The organism is Luteibacter sp. 9135 (assembly GCF_000745005.1).
Classification (GTDB): Bacteria; Pseudomonadota; Gammaproteobacteria; order Xanthomonadales; family Rhodanobacteraceae; genus Luteibacter.
Map to the genome: position 1 here is coordinate 2,667,534 of NZ_JQNB01000001.1, position 17,366 is coordinate 2,684,899.

The window sequence follows — 17,366 nt, forward strand, 5'->3', positions numbered from 1 at the left end:
ACGATACTGTGGGCCGCGGATGTGTCAGCCGACCCATCGGTGTCGAATCAGTTCTTGAACTCCGACGCCCAGTAGGCTTCGATCTGCTGGACCAGCGGCGCCGGCAGGGCGACGTAGTCGAGCGAAGCGGCCTGCGCCTGGCCCTTCTCGAGCGACCACTTGAAGAAATCGAAGGCGACCTTGCTGTGCGAGGCGTTCTTGGACTTCTTGTACATGATCGCCCACGTGGTGGCGGTGATCGGCCAGGCCTGCGCGCCCGGAGCGTTGGTCATGATCAGGTTGAAGTCCTTGGCGGACTTCCAGTCGGCGGTGGCAGCGGCGGCACCGAAGGCCTCGGCGTTCGGCTGCACCCACGTACCGGCGGCGTTCTGCATCTGGGTGTACGAGAGCTTGTTCTTGGTGGCGTAGGCGTATTCGACGTAGCCGATCGAGCCCGGGATCTGGCGCACGTACTGCGATACGCCTTCGTTACCCTTGCCGCCGACGCCGGCCGGCCATTCCACGGCGGTGCCGAACTTCACCTTCGAGGCCCACTCCGGGCTGACCTTGGACAGGTAGTTGGTGAAGTTGAACGAGGTGCCGGAGCCGTCCGAACGGTGCACGACGGTGATCTTGACGTCGGGAACCTTCACGCCCGGGTTGAGCGCGGCGATCTCTGGATCGCTCCACTTGGCGACCTTGCCCAGGTAGATGTCGGCCAGCACCTTGCCGTTGAGCTTCAGCTGGCCCGGGGCGACGCCCTGCAGGTTGACGATCGGCACGATGCCGCCGACCACGACCGGGAACTGGCCCAGGCCGAACTTGGCGAGGTCTTCGGCGCTCATCGGGGCATCGGACGCGCCGAAGTCGATGGTGCCTTCCTTGATCTGGGCGATGCCCGCACCCGAACCGACCGACTGGTAGTTCAGCTTGTTGCCGGTGGCTTCGGCATAGGTGGCGGACCACTTCGACAGCACGGGGTAAACAAAGCTCGAGCCTGCGCCCGTGATATCGGTGGCCTGGGCGGACATACCGAACAGGGATGCGGCGACGAGCGCGGCGATGCGGAGTTTACGTGTGAACACGGGGTGGTCCTCGGATGGATGAGTGTCAGGCTTGTACGCCTGGGGCCGTATTGCAGCCCTGCCGTGTTGCAATGAGACGTACTGAATGTTGCAGCCTTATGACACTCGCCTTTTTGGTGTCATATTCAGGAACTTACGAAACGCCTCAAACGACAATCGAGGCCGCCTGATCACGTTCGGCAAGCTCCAGGTGGCGCCAGCGGTTGACGATCCGGCAGAAAAGCTCGGCCGTCCGCTCCGCGTCGTAGATCGCCGAATGGGCCTCGCGGGTGTCGAACGACAGCCCTGCGGCCAGCACGGCCTTGCTCAGCACCGTCTGCCCGTAGGCCAGGCCGCCCAGCGTGGCGGTGTCGAAGCAGCTGAAAGGATGGAAGGGGTTGCGCTTGTGCCCCGTGCGGCGCACGGCGGCGTTGAGGAAGGCCAGGTCGAACGCGGCGTTGTGGCCCACCAGCACGGCACGCTGGCAATCGGCTGCCTTGACGGCGTCGCGCACGGCCTGGAACACATGGTCCAGGGCCTGGCGCTCGGGCAGGGCGCCGCGAAAGGGGTGATCCGGGTCGATCCCGGTGATCTCCAGCGAGCGCGGGTCGATGTTGGCGCCCGGGAAGGGCTCCACGTTGGCGGCCACGGCCGGCTGCGGCACCAGGAGGCCCGAGGGCTCCATCGTCACCACGACCACCGCGATCTCGAGCAGCGCGTCGCGCTCCGCGTCGAATCCCCCGGTTTCCACATCCACGATCACCGGCAAAAAACCCCGGAACCGCGCTGACATGCTCGAAGCGGTGCTGTTACTCGTCGTATCCATCCTTAAAGGATATCAGCCGGGGGTGGGGTGCGTCCGCGTTAAGCGGATGTGCGCGTGTCTTCGATCTGTCACAAAAAGGGCATGGAACGGTAAACCCCACGGCTCATTCTTCGCGCCGTTGGCCCTGCTTGAGGATTTTCGGACAGAAAAGACTCAGCAGGGGCACAGGGGTCCACACACATTCCATATAGCGGAGAAATCCCATGCGTTCCAAGTTGCTCACGGTGGCCATCGCCGCCGGTCTGGGCCTGACGAGCTTCGCGGCCCTCGCGGCCACGCCGAAGTCGCAGCAGCCGGCCCGTGTCACGGTTGACGCCGCCACCCTCCAGCAGCTGCAGGCGCAGCTGGCCGCCCTCCAGTCCCAGGTCGCCGACCTGCAGGCCAAGCAGGAGGCCCAGGCGGACGCGCAGATCGAAACCGCGAAGGTCGTCAACGACACGCAGGTGGCGGCGGCCAAGCCGACCGACGAACTGGCCAAGAAGCTCGACGCGCTGAACAAGCTGGTGGACAACACCAAGGTCGGCGGCACGATGTTCTTCGACGCCACCAACCAGGATCACGACGAGAAGATCGGCAACGCCCGCTCGCTGCAGAAGGACGGCCACGGCTCGACCAACGGCACCGGCTTCGACGTCAAGCGTTTCTACCTGACGGTCGACCACAAGTTCGACGATGTCTGGTCGGCCAACCTGACCACCGACTTCAACTACCAGTCTACGCTTTCGCAGACCAGCCTCTTCGTGAAGAAGGCCTACGTGCAGGGCAAGTTCGATCCGCTCTTCACCGTGCGCTTCGGTGCGGCCGACATGCCCTGGATCCCGTTCGTCGAGAAGTGGTACGGCTACCGCTACGTCGAGAACACCATCACCGATCGTTCGTTCGAAGGCGGCCGCAGTGGCGGCACCGCGACGGCTGGCGGCGTGGGCTCGTTCGGCAACTCGTCCGACTGGGGTATCCATGCCATGGGTGCCACCACCGGCGACAACGCCGTCAACTACCAGTTGTCGGTCGTCAACGGTCGCGGCTTCCGCAACCTGAGCCGCTCCAAGAGCGTCGACACCGAAGGCCGCTTCGCCTACTCGCCGATCGAGCAGATGGTGATCGCCATCGGTGGCTACACCGGCAAGCGCGGCAACGACGTCGAGAACGGCGCCCCGACCCGCACCGCCACCCGTGGCGATGTGCTGCTGGCCTGGCGCGACAAGACCTGGGGCGCGGGCGTGGAGTACTTCCACTCCGAGAACTGGGACGACATCCTGAAGTACCAGGGCGCGGGTCCGGGTGTGGGCGCCGCTACCAACACCACCAAGGACAAGGCCGACGGTTACTCGGTCTGGGCCGACTGGCACTTCTACGAGCAGTTCGCCGTCTTCGCACGCGCCGACAAGCTCAACTACAAGTACAACAACCTGCTGAACGTCGAAGAGAAGCTCAACGACAAGTACTACAACGCAGGCGTGTCGTACGATGTGCTGAAGAATCTGAAGCTGGCACTCGTCTACAAGCACAACAAGCTGGACGGTCCCTTTGCTACCCCGTACCACTACAAGACGAACGAAGTGGGTTTCTGGGGCATGCTGAGCTTCTAACGGGCATCCTAACGGAGTTCTGCTCAAGGACGAACCGGACGGCGGGCGCAAGCCCGCCGTTTTTTTGTGCGTTGCGAATGATCTCAGCCCTCGGGGCCGTCATCCGGACGTCCAAACTGAATGCCCGCACCCCGTCGGGATGGGCGAAAGGCCGTCAAAACCGTTGTCACGTCACGTTTTCGAACAGAAAACTGCGTCATGCCTGAATTTGCTGCGTCGCCACACTTGCGGTCGCCAATGCGCCTGTCGTAGGTTCGGCGCATGGACACCCCCGCCGCCCTCGTCATGCGCCGCTTCGCAAGCACGATCTTCGTGTTCGTTGCGTTGCTCGTCGCCTGCATGGGCGTCAGCGCCGTACCCGCTGCGGCGGAGGCGCTGTCGGTGACGATGGCCCAGGAACATGCAACGCAGCATGCCCATGTCGCGGCCGCGGACGACACCGTCGCCTTCGACGATCAAGACGCCGTGCCCTCGCTGGAAGACAACAGCGGCGGCGGCCTCGACGACACCTTCGACGTGCCGCCCCTGCACATCGTGTCGATACCCCGCATCGCCACCACCGGCCATGCGGACGTGCGCCCCCAACCGCACGCGCATCACCCCAGCCTGGACCTGCGCCCTCCCATCGCCTGATGTCCTCGCGGCGCCCGCGCGCGCCGCTTCCGCCAGCCCGTGTCGCGACCGTCGTCGCCATGCCGGGGCCTGTGCAACCCCATTTCCTTTCCCTTTCCCCGCGTGTCGGCGCCTTTGCCGGCCGCCGCGAGCGTGAGCGCTCGCGCCCCCTTTCCGCCAAGAAGAGAGAAACCACCATGGAACGTCTCATCCAGGGCTTCGACAACTTCCGCCGCAACATGACCGACGACCAGCGCGAGGTCTTCACCCGCCTGGCGTCCGGCCAGACACCCCACACCATGTTCATCACCTGCGCCGACTCGCGGATCATGCCCGAGCTGATCTTCAACGCGCAGCCGGGCGACCTGTTCGTCTACCGCAACGTCGGCAACATCGTGCCGCCGTACGCCCAGCACGTCAGCGGCGTGGTCGCGGCCATCGAGTATGCGGTCACGGCGCTGAAGGTCCAGCACATCGTGATCTGCGGCCACTCCGACTGTGGCGCGATGAAGGCGCTGCAGAACCCGTCGGTACTGAAGGGCAAGCCCTCCGTGGAGCAGTGGTTGAAGCATGCCGACGTGGCCCGTTACGTCGTCGCCGAGAACCGTCCCACCATGATGGGCGAGGAAGGCCTGCGCTACCTCACCGAAGAAAACGTGGTCGGCCAGCTGGAACACATGCGCACCTTGCCGGCGGTCGCCGCCGCCATCGCCAACGGCAGCCTGCGTATCCACGGCTGGATCTACGACATCGCCCAGACGGAAATCACCGCCTTCGATCCCCTCGAAGGCCGGTTCCGCCCCCTCGTCGCCGGCGATGCCCATGCGCCCGACGCGACACCGCACGCGCGTTTCTCTACGCCGCTGCCGGTGGCAAACGCCGCTTAAGGAAAGCCAGACATGCGCGCTTATTTCTCCCAGGGCCTCTTTGGCCGCGACCTCCTCGGTTCGGTGGTCGTTTTTCTTGTCGCTCTGCCGTTGTGCATGGGGATCGCGATCGCGTCGGGTATGCCACCCAGCGCGGGACTGATCACCGGCATCGTGGGCGGTATCATCGTCGGCTCCATCGCCGGTTCGCCGCTGCAGGTCAGCGGCCCGGCGGCGGGCCTCGCGGTCCTGGTGTTCGAATTGGTGCGTGAGCACGGCGTGGCCGCCCTCGGTCCCGTCGTGCTGCTGGCGGGCCTTATCCAGGTGGTCGCCGGCCTGTGCAAGGTCGGCGTCTGGTTCCGCATGACCTCGCCTGCCGTCGTGGCGGGCATGTTGTCGGGCATCGGCATCCTCATCGTGGCGTCGCAGTCGCACGTGCTGCTCGACGCCATCCCCAAGGCCCGTGGCCTGGAGAATTTCGCGGCGCTGCCCGCCGCGGCGTGGGAGTCGGTGACCGGTGCGGCGGAGGGGCAGGCCCCGGCCGCCCTGATGATCGGCCTCGGCACCATCGCCATCATGCTCGGCTGGGAGAAACTGCGCCCGGCCAAGCTGCGTTTCGTGCCCGGTGCGCTGCTGGCGGTGGTCGCGATGACCCTGATCGCGCAGCTCACCGCCGTGGACGTGAAGCGCGTGGACGTGCCGGCCAACCTGTTCTCGGCGGTCAGCCTGCCCAGCATGGGCAGCCTGTTCGGCCTGTTCGACGCCACCCTGCTGGTAGCCGCCGCCACGTTCGCCTTCATCGCCAGCGCCGAAACGCTGCTGTCGGCGGCGGCGGTGGATCGCATGCACGACGGCGTACGCACCAACTACGATCGCGAACTGACCGCGCAGGGCGTGGGCAACCTCATCTGTGGTTTCCTCGGTGCACTGCCGATGACCGGCGTGATCGTGCGCAGTGCGGCCAACGTGCAGGCGGGCTCCGCCACGCGCATGGCCGCCATCCTGCACGGTGGCTGGTTGCTGGCCTTCGTCATGCTGCTGCCGTGGCTGATGCGGATGACACCGGTCTCGTGCCTGGCCGGCATCCTTGTCTTCACCGGCGTCAAGATGGTCAACCCCGGCCAGATCAAGTCGCTGGCGGCTTACGGCAAGGGCACGGCGGCGGTGTACGTCGCCACCACGGTCGCCATCGTTGCGACTGACCTGCTCACCGGTGTGATCGTCGGCTTCGGCCTGTCGCTGTTCCGCCTGGCGCTGCTCTCGTCCAAGCTAAAGATGGATGTGCAGCACCACGACGAGCCCGGCCACGCCACGCTGCATCTGGAAGGCTCCGCCACGTTCCTCAAGGTGCCGACCATGGCGCGCAAGCTGGAGGCCGTGCCGGCCAACACCCGCCTCAACGTGCGCATGGATCGCCTGGTCCACGTCGACCAGGCGTCGCTGGAGTTGCTACGAGAGTGGGGCCGCAATGCGTCCAAGCGAGGCTGCGAACTGGTCGTCGACTGGCACGAACTCGGCCGCCGCGTCGAAGGCGCGCCCCAGGCGGCGTAGCTCCGGCCCACGAGGGCCCGTGTAGGAGCGCACGATGTGCGCGATCCCTCAACGTAGCTACATCGAATGAGGCAAAACGCCGGCACTAGCCGGCGTTTTGTTACCTGCGTCTTGCTTCGTTTTGCGCTTGGAAACGCCGTTTTCTGTGTTTTGCATGGCTTCGTTCGCCATAGCGGTGTTGAGGGTTCGCGCACATCGTGCGCTCCTACACACGCATCCGATCAAGCGCGTCCCACATCCCTTCAGGCGCATCACGCATCACGTCGGGCGCGTTACGCATCCCATCGGGCGCATTCCGTCAGGCTGCTTTCGTCTTTTGCTTGAACGCACAAAGATCCACGATGGCGCAGCTGGGACATTCCGGTTTCCGCGCCTTGCACACGTAACGCCCGTGCAGGATCAGCCAATGGTGGGCGTCCTGGATGAACTCCGCCGGGATGACCTTCTCCAGCTTGTCCTCGACCTTGCGCACGTCCGGGCCGGGGGCCAGTCCGGTGCGGTTGGCCACGCGGAAGATATGCGTGTCCACGGCGATGGTCGGTTCGCCGAAGGCGGTGTTGAGCACCACGTTCGCGGTTTTCCGCCCGACGCCCGGCAGCGATTCCAGCGCCTCGCGCGATTTGGGCACCTCGCCCGCATAGCGGTCGACGAGGATCTGGCTCATCGCGATCAGGTTTTTCGCCTTGTTGTTGTAAAGGCCGATCGTGCTGATGTAAGGCTTGAGCCTGTCCAGGCCCAGGTCGAGGATCTGCTGCGGCGTATTGGCCACCGGAAACAGCTTGCGCGTGGCCTTGTTCACGCCCACGTCCGTGGACTGGGCCGAAAGCGCCACGGCGGCGAGCAACTCGAACGGCGTGGTGTACGCCAGTTCGGTTTTCGGATGCGGATTCAGCTCGCGCAGGCGGCTGAACATCTCGACCACATCGGCTTTCTTCACGGGCTGTCCTTCTTCCGTGCCCTGGCCCGGGCAAGGGCCTCGAGGACGGCGTTACGCGCGGCAGGTGCGGCCACGTCGGCCTTGTTCGCCGCCAGCTGGCGTTCGCGCTCGGCGCGTTCATGGGTAAGCCGGGCCTCCCGGCGCTGGAAATGCCGTCGCGCGGCATCAGCGTGCCCGGGGTCCTCGGCTTGGGAGACAGGCATGGGATCGAGCCGGATGCAATCGACCGGGCAGGCGGGTACGCACAGCTCGCATCCGGTGCAGAGGTCGCTGAGCACCGTGTGCATCACCTTCGAGGCGCCCACGATGGCGTCCACCGGGCACGCCTGGATGCACTTGGTACATCCGATGCAGTCGGCTTCGACGATGCGTGCCAGCGTACGCGGCTTTTCCACGCCATGGGCGGGGTCCAGCGGCACGGCCGGGCGATCCAGAAGATGGGCCAGCCGGCGAATGCCCGCCGCGCCGCCGGGCGGGCAGCGATCGATGCCCGCCGCGTCCGCGGCGATGGCTTCCGCATAGGGGCGACAGCCGTGGAAACCGCACTGCTCGCACTGGGTCTGCGGCAGGAGGGCGTCGATGCGGTCGGCGAGCGTTGGCGTCATGGCTGGCGCGCGGCCGGTGGGCGGATCAGCGGACGGTGGCGCCCGGTGCCGCACCCTGGTCGGCATCCAGCAGGAACAGGTCCGCGCCGCCGTCACCGGCGGACAGGATCATGCCTTCCGAAAGACCGAAGCGCATCTTGCGCGGGGCGAGGTTGGCGATGAACACCACGCTGCGACCGACGAGTTTTTCCGGCTCCGCGTAAGCCGCGCGGATGCCGGAGAAGATCTGCCGCGAGCCCAGCGGGCCGGCGTCCAGTTCAAAACGCAGCAGCTTGTCCGATCCTTCGACGAACTCGCAGGCCAGCACCTTGCCGATGCGCAGGTCGAGCTTGGCGAAATCGTCGATGGACACGGTGGCGGCGGTGTCGGTGGCGGTGTTGGCAGGCGTGGCTTCGGTCATGGGCTTGGCGTTTTCTTTGGGTTTCTTGGACGGTTTGGCTTCGGCCACGGCTTCGCGGACCTGCTCGGAGGGCGACAGCGACTCCTTCGAGGCGTCCACCATCGCGGCGATCTTCTTCGGATCCAGGCGCGAGAACAGCGGCGAGAACGCATTCACGGTATGGCCGAACAGCTCGCGCCGCGCATCGTCGAAGCTGGCGATGGGCGCGCCGAGGAAGGCCTCGGCGGCAGCGACCGTGGTCGGCAGGATCGGCTTGAGCAGCCCGGACAGCAGGCGGAAGGCGTTGATCGCGAACGAGCACACCTGGTGCAATTCGTCGCGGCGCGTCTCGTCACGGGCGATGACCCAGGGCGCCTTCGCCGCGATATAGCCGTTGACCGCATCGGACATGGCCACGAAGCGCCGGGTGACTTCCGCGTACTCGTCGGCCTCGTAGAGTGCATCGATACCGTCGTACTGCCCCAGCAGGTCGGTCCACAGCGCGGACGCCTCGGGGTCGAAGCGATCGGACAATGTGCCGGCGAAATGCGTGTGCAGGAAGCCCGCGGTACGGCTGGCGATATTGGCCCACTTGCCGACCAGGTGCGAGTTGACGCGTTCCTCGAACGATTTCAGGTCGAGATCGACGTCCACCGGCTGCGGGCTGAGCATGGTGGCGAAGTAGTAGCGCAGGGCTTCGGGGTCCAGGCCGACATCCAGGAAGGTGCGCGCCTGGATGAAGGTGCCGCGCGACTTGGACATCTTCGCGCCGTTGACCGTCAGGTAGCCGTTGGTATGCAACGCGGTCGGTACGCGCATGCCCGCACCGTGCAGCATGGCCGGCCAGAACAGGCCGTGGAAGTTGATGATGTCCTTGCCGACGAAGTGATGCATCTCGGCCGTGCTGTCCGCGCGCAGGAAGTCGTCGAAGACCAGGCCCGTGCGATCGCACAGGGCCTTGAATGCGGCGAGGTAACCGGCCGGCGCGTCCAGCCAGACATAGAAGAACTTGCCCGGTGCGTCGGGAATCGGGAAGCCGAAGTAGGGCGCGTCACGGGATATATCCCAGTCGCGCAGGCCGCCGTCGATCCATTCCGCCAGCTTGGCTACGACGCCGCTGTCGGCGGTGGGCTTGCCTTCGGTGAACTTGCCCGCGAACCAGTCACGCAGCAGCTGCTCGAACTTGCCCAGTTCGAAGAAGTAATGCTCCGAATCCCGCAGTACCGGGGTGGCACCCGACATCACCGAATAGGGGTTCAGCAGATCGGTGGGCGCGTAGGTGGCCCCGCAGTTCTCGCAGTTGTCGCCGTACTGGTCGGGGGTGCCGCACTTGGGGCAGGTGCCCTTGACGTAGCGGTCCGGCAGGAACATGTCCCGCGTGGGGTCGTATAGCTGCTGGATATCCCGGCGCGCGATGTAGCCGGCGTCGCGCAGGCGCGTGTAGATGGCCGTCGCGATATCCCGGTTTTCCGGGGAATGCGTGGTGTGGTACTGGTCGTAGCTGAAATGGAAGTCGGTGAAGTCCGCTTCGTGCGACGCCCGGATGCCGGCGATGTAATCCTCCGGCGTCAGCCCGACCTTCTCGGCGGCCAGCATGATCGGCGTACCGTGGGCGTCCTCACCGGCGACGTACCACACCTCGTTGCCTTGCATCCGCTGCGCCCGCGCCCAGATGTCGGCCTCGATGTAGCCGAGCATATGGCCCAGGTGCAGCGGGCCATTGGCGTAGGGAAGGGCGTTGGTAACCAGGATGCGGCGGGCCATGAGGATCGCGGTCGGCTTCGGGGCCCGCGATTATGGCATGGGGCGCGGTTAGGCGGTTTTTCGCGGGCACCCGCCTCGCAAGGACGGCGTAGGAGCGCACGATGTGCGCGATGCCTTTGTGGCCGTGCCCTACGGCGCTCCCCTCATTCCACCCGCTTTATTCCACCCGCACCCAATCCTGGCTACGCCCGATCAGCGAGAAACCGATGTAGCCATGGACGTCGAGCGTCTTGCCGCCGTTCTCCAGCTTCACGGTGAGCTTGTAGATCTTGCCCTTGGCCGGATCGAGAATCTGGCCACCCGACCACTCGTTGTCACCGTCCTTCTTCAGGCCCCAGATGATGGTCATACCCTCGATGGGCTTGTTCTTCCGCTCGCCGTCGCACTGGGCGCAGACGGGATGCGGGCCATGATCGGACTTGAGCACCTGCAGCACCTTGCCCTCCAGCTGACCGTTGGCGCCCTCGGTGATCTCGACGATGGACTTCACTTCCTTGGTGGTGTCGTCGATCGTCTTCCATTTGCCGACCGGGCTGTCGCTGGCGGCAAAGGCGGGGAGGGCGCTCGCGACGAGGGCGAGTCCTAGGGCGGCGCGGATCATGGACTTCATAAGTTTGCGGTACTCCCCATACGGTAAGGTATGGCCGGAGCCTGACGAGGGCCATCGACGCCGTCAAGCTGCACCGCGCCAGATGCGCCGCCAAGGGCAGGATGGGCGGGAAGCGGGGGCCGACGGTCCGGTGCCACCCCGCTAGCTGGCATAATGGGCAATCTTCGATTTTGCTCAACATCCCCCATGACCCAGCCCAGCGAAACCCTCGTGCGCGGTGTCCTCGACCGCGTCATCGACCCCTATTCGGGCCAGTCGCTCAGCGCCGCCGTGCGCGCCGTGGGCGTCGATGGCGACCGCGTCTCCGTCGATATCCAGCTCGGCTACCCCGCCGTCGGCTACGTGGAGCAGGCCACGACGCAGGCCCGTGCGGCGCTCGAAGCCGAGCCGGGCATCGCCGCGGCGGCCGTGTCGGTCGGCTGGCGGGTGCACCCGCACAAGGTGCAGGGGCAGCTGGCGCCCATGCCGGGTGTGAAGAACATCATCGCCGTGGCCTCCGGCAAGGGCGGCGTGGGCAAATCCACCGTTTCGGTCAACCTGGCGCTGGCCCTGGTCGCCGAGGGCGCCCGCGTCGGCATCCTCGATGCCGACATCTACGGTCCCAGCCAGCCCCGCATGCTGGGCCTGACCGGCAAGCCCGTGTCGCCGGACGGCAAGAGCATCCAGCCGATGCTGGCCCACGGCCTGCAGGCCATGTCCATCGGCGTGCTGATCGACGAGGACACGCCCATGATCTGGCGTGGCCCGATGGTCACCCAGGCGCTGATGCAGCTGCTCAACGACACCCGCTGGGACGACCTGGACTACCTGGTCATCGACCTGCCGCCCGGCACGGGTGACATCCAGCTCACCCTGTCGCAGAAAGTGCCCGTCTCCGGCGCGGTGATCGTCACCACCCCGCAGGACATCGCGCTGCTGGATGCGCGCAAGGCGCTGGGCATGTTCCGCAAGGTGGAAGTGCCGGTGCTGGGCGTCATCGAGAACATGGCCACCCATATCTGCTCCGCCTGCGGCCACGAGGAACACATCTTCGGGCACGGCGGCGGCGCGCGCATGGCCGCGGAGGCGGGCATCGCCTACCTCGGCGACCTGCCGCTGGATATCCGCATCCGCCAGCAGGCCGACGAGGGCATGCCCACCGTGGCCGCCATCCCCACCTCGGACCTGGCGGAGCGCTACCGCGCCATCGCCCGCTCCACGGCGGCGAAGCTGTCGCTGCAGGCGCGCAACAAGGCGATCTCGTTCCCCAAGATCGTCATCCAGAACACCTGAGAAGTGGCGTCTTCGACGACGTTCCTATACCTTTCCGGCTCCAGCGAGGGAGACAGCACGTGAGCATCAAGTCCGACAAGTGGATCCGCCGCATGGCCGGGCAGCAGGGCATGATCGAGCCCTTCGCGCCCGGTCAGGTGAAGGAGCGCGACGGCCATCGGCTGGTGTCCTATGGCACCTCCAGCTACGGCTACGACGTGCGCTGCGCCGACGAATTCAAGGTGTTCACCAACATCAACTCCACCATAGTGGACCCGAAGGCATTCGACGAGCGCAGCTTCGTGGACATCAAGTCGGATGTCTGCATCATCCCGCCCAACTCGTTCGCACTGGCCCGCACGGTGGAGTATTTCCGCATCCCCCGCCAGGTGCTGACGATCTGCCTGGGCAAGAGCACCTACGCGCGCTGCGGCATCATCGTCAACGTGACGCCGTTGGAGCCCGAGTGGGAGGGCCACGTCACGCTGGAGTTCTCGAACACCACGCCGCTGCCCGCGAAAATCTACGCCAACGAAGGCGTCGCGCAGATGCTGTTCCTCGAATCCGACGAAGAGTGCGAGGTGTCCTATGCCGATCGCGGCGGCAAGTACCAGGGCCAGCGGGGCGTGACCCTGCCGAGTACCTGAACGCCCGTGCCGTCCCAGCCGCGCGCGAGAAAGGCGCGGGGTAAACTTTCCCTCTTCATGAACGCCGATCCACGGAGACACGCATGATCCGAGTTACCACCCTCCTGTCCCGCGCCGCCGCCGCGGTCCTGCTTGCCAGCCTGCTCGTGCTGGGCGGTTGCCATCGTGGCGTGTCCAAGAGCGACCACGTGCCGACCGAGCAAGGCCAGTTCGACGTCACCATCAAGGCCTACAAGAGCGGTCAGTTCGTCGTCGACAACGCCGTGCTTTCCGCAGCCGACACCGGTAGCCACTTCGCCTACCTGAAAGACCAGGGCAAGCTGCCCAAGACGGTGCTGCTGATCCCCAGCGACGACTCCAAGATCCGTGACATCCATCTCGGCTTCATGGCCCGCATGCAGCTGGATTACGGCTTTGCCGTGTACTACGACAAGAAGGGCGAGCTCACCCGCCTGAACGCCGTGGAAGAGAAGGCCCGCCAGCTCGAGGACACCCCGCAGAAGGCTAACCTGCCGGATCGCATGCAGGGCAAGGACGCCGCCAGCGGCGCCTACAACCCGCAGACCCAGCCGTAATCGCCGAAGGCGGCGGCTCGTCGCTAGTTCTTAGCGAGCTTGTAACGCAGAAGACGGGGCAGGTGCCATTGGCACCTGCCCCGTTGTCGTTTCGGCGATACGCCAGGTAGGTCATCGGCCGGCCACTGAGCTGGGCTGGGAACAGCCTCGGTGCCAGCGGCAGGCTTGATGCTGGCTACAATCCCAGCGCTTCACTCAGTGCGTCGATCCACCGCTCGGCCTCGCCGGGCGGATACGCTTCAGCCTGGCCAAGACCCCACACCGGCCCCGGCCACGCCGCATCGCCGGCGTTGCGCGCCACCACATGCACGTGCAATTGCCGGACGATATTGCCCAGCGCACCGATATTGAGCTTTTCGCACGGCGCCACGGCGCGCAGGGCGGCGCCGGCCAGGCTGACTTCCTGCCAGAGCCGGGCCTGGTCGTCCGCATCCAGGTCCGATACCTCGATCCTGCCCGCCTTGCGCGGCACCAGCACTAGCCAGGGGTACCGCGCGTCGCGCATCAGCAGCACACGGGTCAATGGCAGGTCGCCGACGACAAGGGTGTCGCCGGCCAGCCGGGCATCGAGGATGAAGCCGTCACTCATGCCAGTTCGCGGGCGAAGAACGCCAGGGTGCGCTCCCAGGCCAGCTTGGCGCTGGGCTCGTCGTAGCTGCCGCGAACATCGCAGTTGAAGCCGTGGTCGGCTGGATAGACCCAGGTATCCATCTCCGGCTTCAGCTCACGGTGCTTTTCCACCATGTCCGGCGGGATGGAGTGATCGCGCTCGCCGAAGTGGAAAATCACGTTGGCCTTGGCCGGCTCGCTCAGGAACGGCACATTGCGCGCACCGTAGTAGCTGGACGAGGGCAGGCCCAGGCGCAGCGCCGCCAGTGCCGCGACGGTGCCGCCCCAGCAGTAGCCCACCGTACCCACCTTGACCTTGTACTGGTCGGCGATCAGCTTGGCGGCGATGGCGACATCCTGGAGCGGGCGCAGCAGGCCCAGTTCGCCGATCAGCTTGATGCCCTTCTGCATGCCGTCCTGGTCGTAGCCCAGCTCCACGTCCTTTTCCACGGGGTCGAACAGTGCCGGGGCGATGGCGACATAGCCCTCGGCGGCAAAGCGGTCGGCCACGCTGCGGATATGGGCGTTGACGCCGAAGATCTCCTGGATCACCACGATGCCGCCCTTCGGGGTACCAGCGGGCTCGGCGATGTAGGCGTCCATGCTCTCGGGCGGGCGGGAGGTATCGAGGATAAGCGTGCGGCCCATGGGAGGTCTCCGGAAGAGTGGGTAAGGAGACAAGGGTAACCTGTAGGCATGTCGCGGGGATGTGCGGGGCGGTGCCGGACAGCAACGAGGAAGTAGATATCGCGATATCTTACGTAAAAGCCCTCATGATCGGGTGCGCAGTGCTGGCGGGCGGGGTTATTTTCGCTCTCCTGAAACATGTCCCGAAGACGCCAGTAACGCGGCGACTTTGTGGCATCACGACGTTTCTGGCATTCGTGCTTATAGCCGCGTCGATCTGTGAGAGGTTGGGCTGGATCCACTGAGGCGAAGGTCTTACCCCGCCATGGGTGAACAGATTTCAACCAGGCACCCGTTGATATCTCGCACGTAACCGACGCGCTGGCCCCAGGGCTTTGCCTCGACCGCCTTGAGCGCCAATGCACCTGCTTCGACGGCCTGGCTATAACCCTGCTCGGGTGCCTCGGTAACAAGGCATATCTCGAAGCCGGCACAAAGCTCGCTCCGGCTATTCGGACGAATGGCGACGCCGTTGAGTTCCGCCATCGATTCGCCGGCGAAACTGAGCGTGGTCTCGCCGGTTGCCATCTCCGCATACAAGCCACTCTCGTGGACGAAGCGACGTTGCAGGCCGAAGGCGCGTTCGTAGAATTCCACCGTCGCCGCGACGTCCGGCACGTAAATGATCGTATAGCCCAAGCGCATCGTCATCTCCCGTGGTGATGGGGTGCAGCGTAGGGGACCTTACCTCGACCTGCTTGAAGAAATCGGCCATGTCATTCGATCGACATGCCAACCAGCAGTTCCAGCAGAGAGTCGAAATTTGCATTTCCGATTTCGGCGCTGAGGTCGGTGAGCAAAAGCTGCGCACCCGTAGTGTCCACATCGACCCGAAGCGAACCTAATGATATTGATGATGATCAGAGGCGACGATGACCAGAGGCTAGGTGGCGATATGGATCGAGCTCAGGCCTACTGGCAACTCATAAACCAACCTGCGGAACGAAGCTATGCACGACCGAGAGGCAGATTGCGTCACTTCGGCTCGAGCGCTTTGGAAGCTAGCGTGGCGTAGCCCAATGTCCGATCAGCCACTTCAAGAGGCTCGCGCGATACTCGAGAAGTCGTTGGAGGCTGATCAGAGAAACGTGGTTGTCCTGACTTGCCTCGGGGCGGTGCTATGTGACCTTCGCCTATATGCAAAGGCACGGGAATACTTGGAGCGGGCGGTGCAGTTGGGGTCAACCGATCGAAATACCTACATCAATCTATTCGTCGCGATGCTCGACAGTGAGGCTATGGAAGATGCCCGTGCTGCGCTTGACGAAGGGGTGCATTTTGAGCGGAATCCCGAGACCTGGGAGGCCTACTTTGACCCTCAGGCTATGTAGCCGTTATGTCCGCTTTCGATCTATAGCGGGCCTTGCGTTGCAGGTGTCTTAAGCCACCCGCTCGCTTCAAGCCTGGTCGACGATCCGGATGTGAAGGGCCGTCCGGCCCTGTCGCCGCCAACCCGCTATAATGCCCGGCTTCCCTATACCCCCGGTACCCACGGCAATGTCCCAGGCCGCTCCCAAAGTCGGTTTCGTCAGCCTCGGCTGCCCGAAAGCCCTCGTCGATTCCGAACGCATCCTCACCCAGCTGAAGGTCGAGGGCTACGAGATCGTGCCCAGCTACGGCGAGGCGGATGCCGTGGTGGTCAACACCTGCGGCTTTATCGACTCGGCGGTGCAGGAGTCGCTCGACGCCATCGGCGAGGCGCTCCACGAGAACGGCAAGGTGATCGTTACCGGCTGTCTGGGCAAGCGCTCCGAGCTGATCCGCGAAAGCTACCCCGAGGTGCTGGCCATCTCCGGTCCGCAGGATTACGCCAGCGTGATGAGCGCGGTGCACCAGGCGATCCCGCCGGTGCGCAACCGCTTCCTCGACCTGGTGCCGGACACGGGCGTGAAACTGACGCCCAAGCACTACGCGTACCTGAAGATTTCCGAGGGCTGCAACCACCGTTGCAGCTTCTGCATCATTCCCTCGATGCGTGGCGACCTGGTAAGCCGCCCGGTGGACGAGGTGCTGATCGAAGCGGAGAAGCTGGCGCGTGGCGGGGTGAAGGAACTGCTGGTCATTTCGCAGGACACCAGCGCCTACGGCGTGGACGTGCGCTACGCCGAACGCGAGTGGCGCGGCAAGGCCTATCGCACGCGCATGACAGAGCTGTGCCAGGGTCTTTCCGAACTGGGCATCTGGACCCGCCTGCACTACGTCTACCCGTACCCGCACGTGGACGAGATCATGCCGCTGATGGCGGAGGGCAAGATACTCCCGTACCTGGACATCCCTTTCCAGCACGCCAGCCCGCGCATCCTCAAGCTGATGAAGCGTCCCGGCAATGTCGAGCGCACCCTGGAGCGCGTGCAGGCGTGGCGCCGCGAGGTGCCCGACCTCACCATTCGCAGCACCTTCATCGTCGGTTTTCCCGGCGAGACGGACCAGGAATTCCAGGAGCTGCTCGGATTCCTGCGTGAAGCCGAGCTGGATCGGGTCGGCGCGTTCGCCTATTCGCCGGTGGATGGCGCGAAGGCCAACGACCTGCCGGGCCAGATCGACGAGGAACTGAAGGAAGATCGCCTGGAACAGTTCATGGCGGTGCAGGCGGAGATTTCCGCGGCCAAGCTGCAGCGCAAGGTGGGCCGGACCATCAAGGTGCTGATCGACGAGATCGACGCCGACGGCGCGTGGGGTCGCTCCAGTGCCGATGCGCCGGAAATCGACGGCGCCGTGCGCATCGACGACGGCCAGCTGCTCAAGCCCGGCCAGTTCGTCGACGTGCTGGTCGAGGAAGCCGACGCTCACGACCTCTACGGTCGCCTGGCCTGAG

Annotated in this window: 17 protein-coding genes; 8 read left to right on the forward strand and 9 right to left on the reverse strand. The window is 65.1% G+C overall.

The genetic code is table 11. The features are described 5' to 3' along the window. Nucleotides 1–47: 47 nt before the first annotated feature. Nucleotides 48–1,064, reverse strand: a complete 1,017-nt coding sequence (gene pstS / locus FA89_RS11465; RefSeq protein ID WP_036140719.1) for a phosphate ABC transporter substrate-binding protein PstS — start codon at nucleotides 1,062–1,064, stop codon at nucleotides 48–50. A gap of 145 nt (nucleotides 1,065–1,209) precedes the next feature. Further along, nucleotides 1,210–1,869, reverse strand: a complete 660-nt coding sequence (gene rnt, locus FA89_RS11470; RefSeq protein WP_036140720.1) for a ribonuclease T — start codon at nucleotides 1,867–1,869, stop codon at nucleotides 1,210–1,212. Nucleotides 1,870–2,072: 203 nt separating this feature from the next. On the opposite strand from rnt, the gene FA89_RS11475 reads away from it, so the two are divergent. From FA89_RS11475 to FA89_RS11490, 4 genes are all read left to right on the forward strand, one after another. Beyond that, nucleotides 2,073–3,458 carry a hypothetical protein gene (locus FA89_RS11475; RefSeq protein ID WP_036140721.1) on the forward strand — a complete coding sequence of 462 codons (1,386 nt, stop codon included), beginning with the start codon at nucleotides 2,073–2,075 and terminating at the stop codon, nucleotides 3,456–3,458. Nucleotides 3,459–3,719: 261 nt separating this feature from the next. Next, nucleotides 3,720–4,091, forward strand: coding sequence for a hypothetical protein (locus tag FA89_RS11480; protein WP_036140722.1), 372 nt, complete (start codon nucleotides 3,720–3,722; stop codon nucleotides 4,089–4,091). Nucleotides 4,092–4,267: 176 nt separating this feature from the next. After that, on the forward strand, nucleotides 4,268–4,957 hold the full coding sequence (locus FA89_RS11485; RefSeq protein ID WP_036140723.1) for a carbonic anhydrase: 690 nt from the start codon (nucleotides 4,268–4,270) through the stop codon (nucleotides 4,955–4,957). A gap of 12 nt (nucleotides 4,958–4,969) precedes the next feature. Beyond that, entirely contained in the window at nucleotides 4,970–6,487 is a 1,518-nt protein-coding gene (locus FA89_RS11490; RefSeq protein WP_036140724.1) for a SulP family inorganic anion transporter, read from the forward strand. A gap of 298 nt (nucleotides 6,488–6,785) precedes the next feature. Here FA89_RS11490 and nth read toward each other — a convergent pair whose 3' ends face one another. The 4 genes from nth to FA89_RS11510 form a co-directional block, all read right to left on the reverse strand. After that, entirely contained in the window at nucleotides 6,786–7,424 is a 639-nt protein-coding gene (nth, locus tag FA89_RS11495; RefSeq protein WP_036140725.1) for an endonuclease III, read from the reverse strand. Continuing rightward, nucleotides 7,421–8,029 carry an RnfABCDGE type electron transport complex subunit B gene (locus FA89_RS11500; RefSeq protein ID WP_036140726.1) on the reverse strand — a complete coding sequence of 203 codons (609 nt, stop codon included), beginning with the start codon at nucleotides 8,027–8,029 and terminating at the stop codon, nucleotides 7,421–7,423. Before FA89_RS11500 ends, nth begins: the two co-directional genes overlap by 4 nt. 25 nt (nucleotides 8,030–8,054) lie before the next feature. Beyond that, nucleotides 8,055–10,172: a methionine--tRNA ligase gene (gene metG / locus FA89_RS11505; protein ID WP_036140727.1), complete on the reverse strand. Its 2,118-nt coding sequence runs from the start codon at nucleotides 10,170–10,172 to the stop codon at nucleotides 8,055–8,057. 157 nt (nucleotides 10,173–10,329) lie between these two features. Then, nucleotides 10,330–10,782, reverse strand: coding sequence for a DUF2147 domain-containing protein (locus FA89_RS11510; RefSeq protein WP_036140728.1), 453 nt, complete (start codon nucleotides 10,780–10,782; stop codon nucleotides 10,330–10,332). Between the two features lie 186 nt (nucleotides 10,783–10,968). Between FA89_RS11510 and apbC the strand changes: the two genes are divergently transcribed. The 3 genes from apbC (at nucleotide 10,969) to FA89_RS11525 (ending at nucleotide 13,255) form a co-directional block, all read left to right on the forward strand. Continuing rightward, nucleotides 10,969–12,054 (forward strand): iron-sulfur cluster carrier protein ApbC, encoded by a 1,086-nt coding sequence (gene apbC, locus FA89_RS11515; RefSeq protein WP_036140729.1) that lies wholly within the window; start codon nucleotides 10,969–10,971, stop codon nucleotides 12,052–12,054. A 59-nt stretch (nucleotides 12,055–12,113) separates the two neighbouring features. Beyond that, nucleotides 12,114–12,680, forward strand: a complete 567-nt coding sequence (gene dcd, locus FA89_RS11520; protein ID WP_036140730.1) for a dCTP deaminase — start codon at nucleotides 12,114–12,116, stop codon at nucleotides 12,678–12,680. An 83-nt stretch (nucleotides 12,681–12,763) separates the two neighbouring features. Further along, the gene (locus FA89_RS11525; protein ID WP_036140731.1) at nucleotides 12,764–13,255 is read left to right on the forward strand and encodes a hypothetical protein; all 492 of its coding nucleotides are present in this window, start codon (nucleotides 12,764–12,766) and stop codon (nucleotides 13,253–13,255) included. A 175-nt stretch (nucleotides 13,256–13,430) separates the two neighbouring features. Here the strand turns inward: FA89_RS11525 and FA89_RS19245 are convergent, their stop codons facing one another. The 3 genes from FA89_RS19245 to FA89_RS11545 all read right to left on the reverse strand — a co-directional run bounded on the left by FA89_RS19245 (nucleotide 13,431) and on the right by FA89_RS11545 (nucleotide 15,190). After that, a complete protein-coding gene (locus tag FA89_RS19245) occupies nucleotides 13,431–13,844 on the reverse strand; it encodes an HIT domain-containing protein (RefSeq protein WP_051938711.1) in 414 nt (137 codons plus the stop codon). Then, entirely contained in the window at nucleotides 13,841–14,512 is a 672-nt protein-coding gene (locus FA89_RS11535) for a dienelactone hydrolase family protein (RefSeq protein WP_036140732.1), read from the reverse strand. Before FA89_RS11535 ends, FA89_RS19245 begins: the two co-directional genes overlap by 4 nt. A gap of 294 nt (nucleotides 14,513–14,806) precedes the next feature. Continuing rightward, nucleotides 14,807–15,190 carry a VOC family protein gene (locus tag FA89_RS11545; RefSeq protein ID WP_221174295.1) on the reverse strand — a complete coding sequence of 128 codons (384 nt, stop codon included), beginning with the start codon at nucleotides 15,188–15,190 and terminating at the stop codon, nucleotides 14,807–14,809. 858 nt (nucleotides 15,191–16,048) lie between these two features. Here FA89_RS11545 and rimO point away from each other — a divergent pair. Continuing rightward, nucleotides 16,049–17,365 carry a 30S ribosomal protein S12 methylthiotransferase RimO gene (gene rimO, locus FA89_RS11560; RefSeq protein ID WP_036140736.1) on the forward strand — a complete coding sequence of 439 codons (1,317 nt, stop codon included), beginning with the start codon at nucleotides 16,049–16,051 and terminating at the stop codon, nucleotides 17,363–17,365. The last annotated feature ends 1 nt before the right edge of the window (nucleotide 17,366 follow it).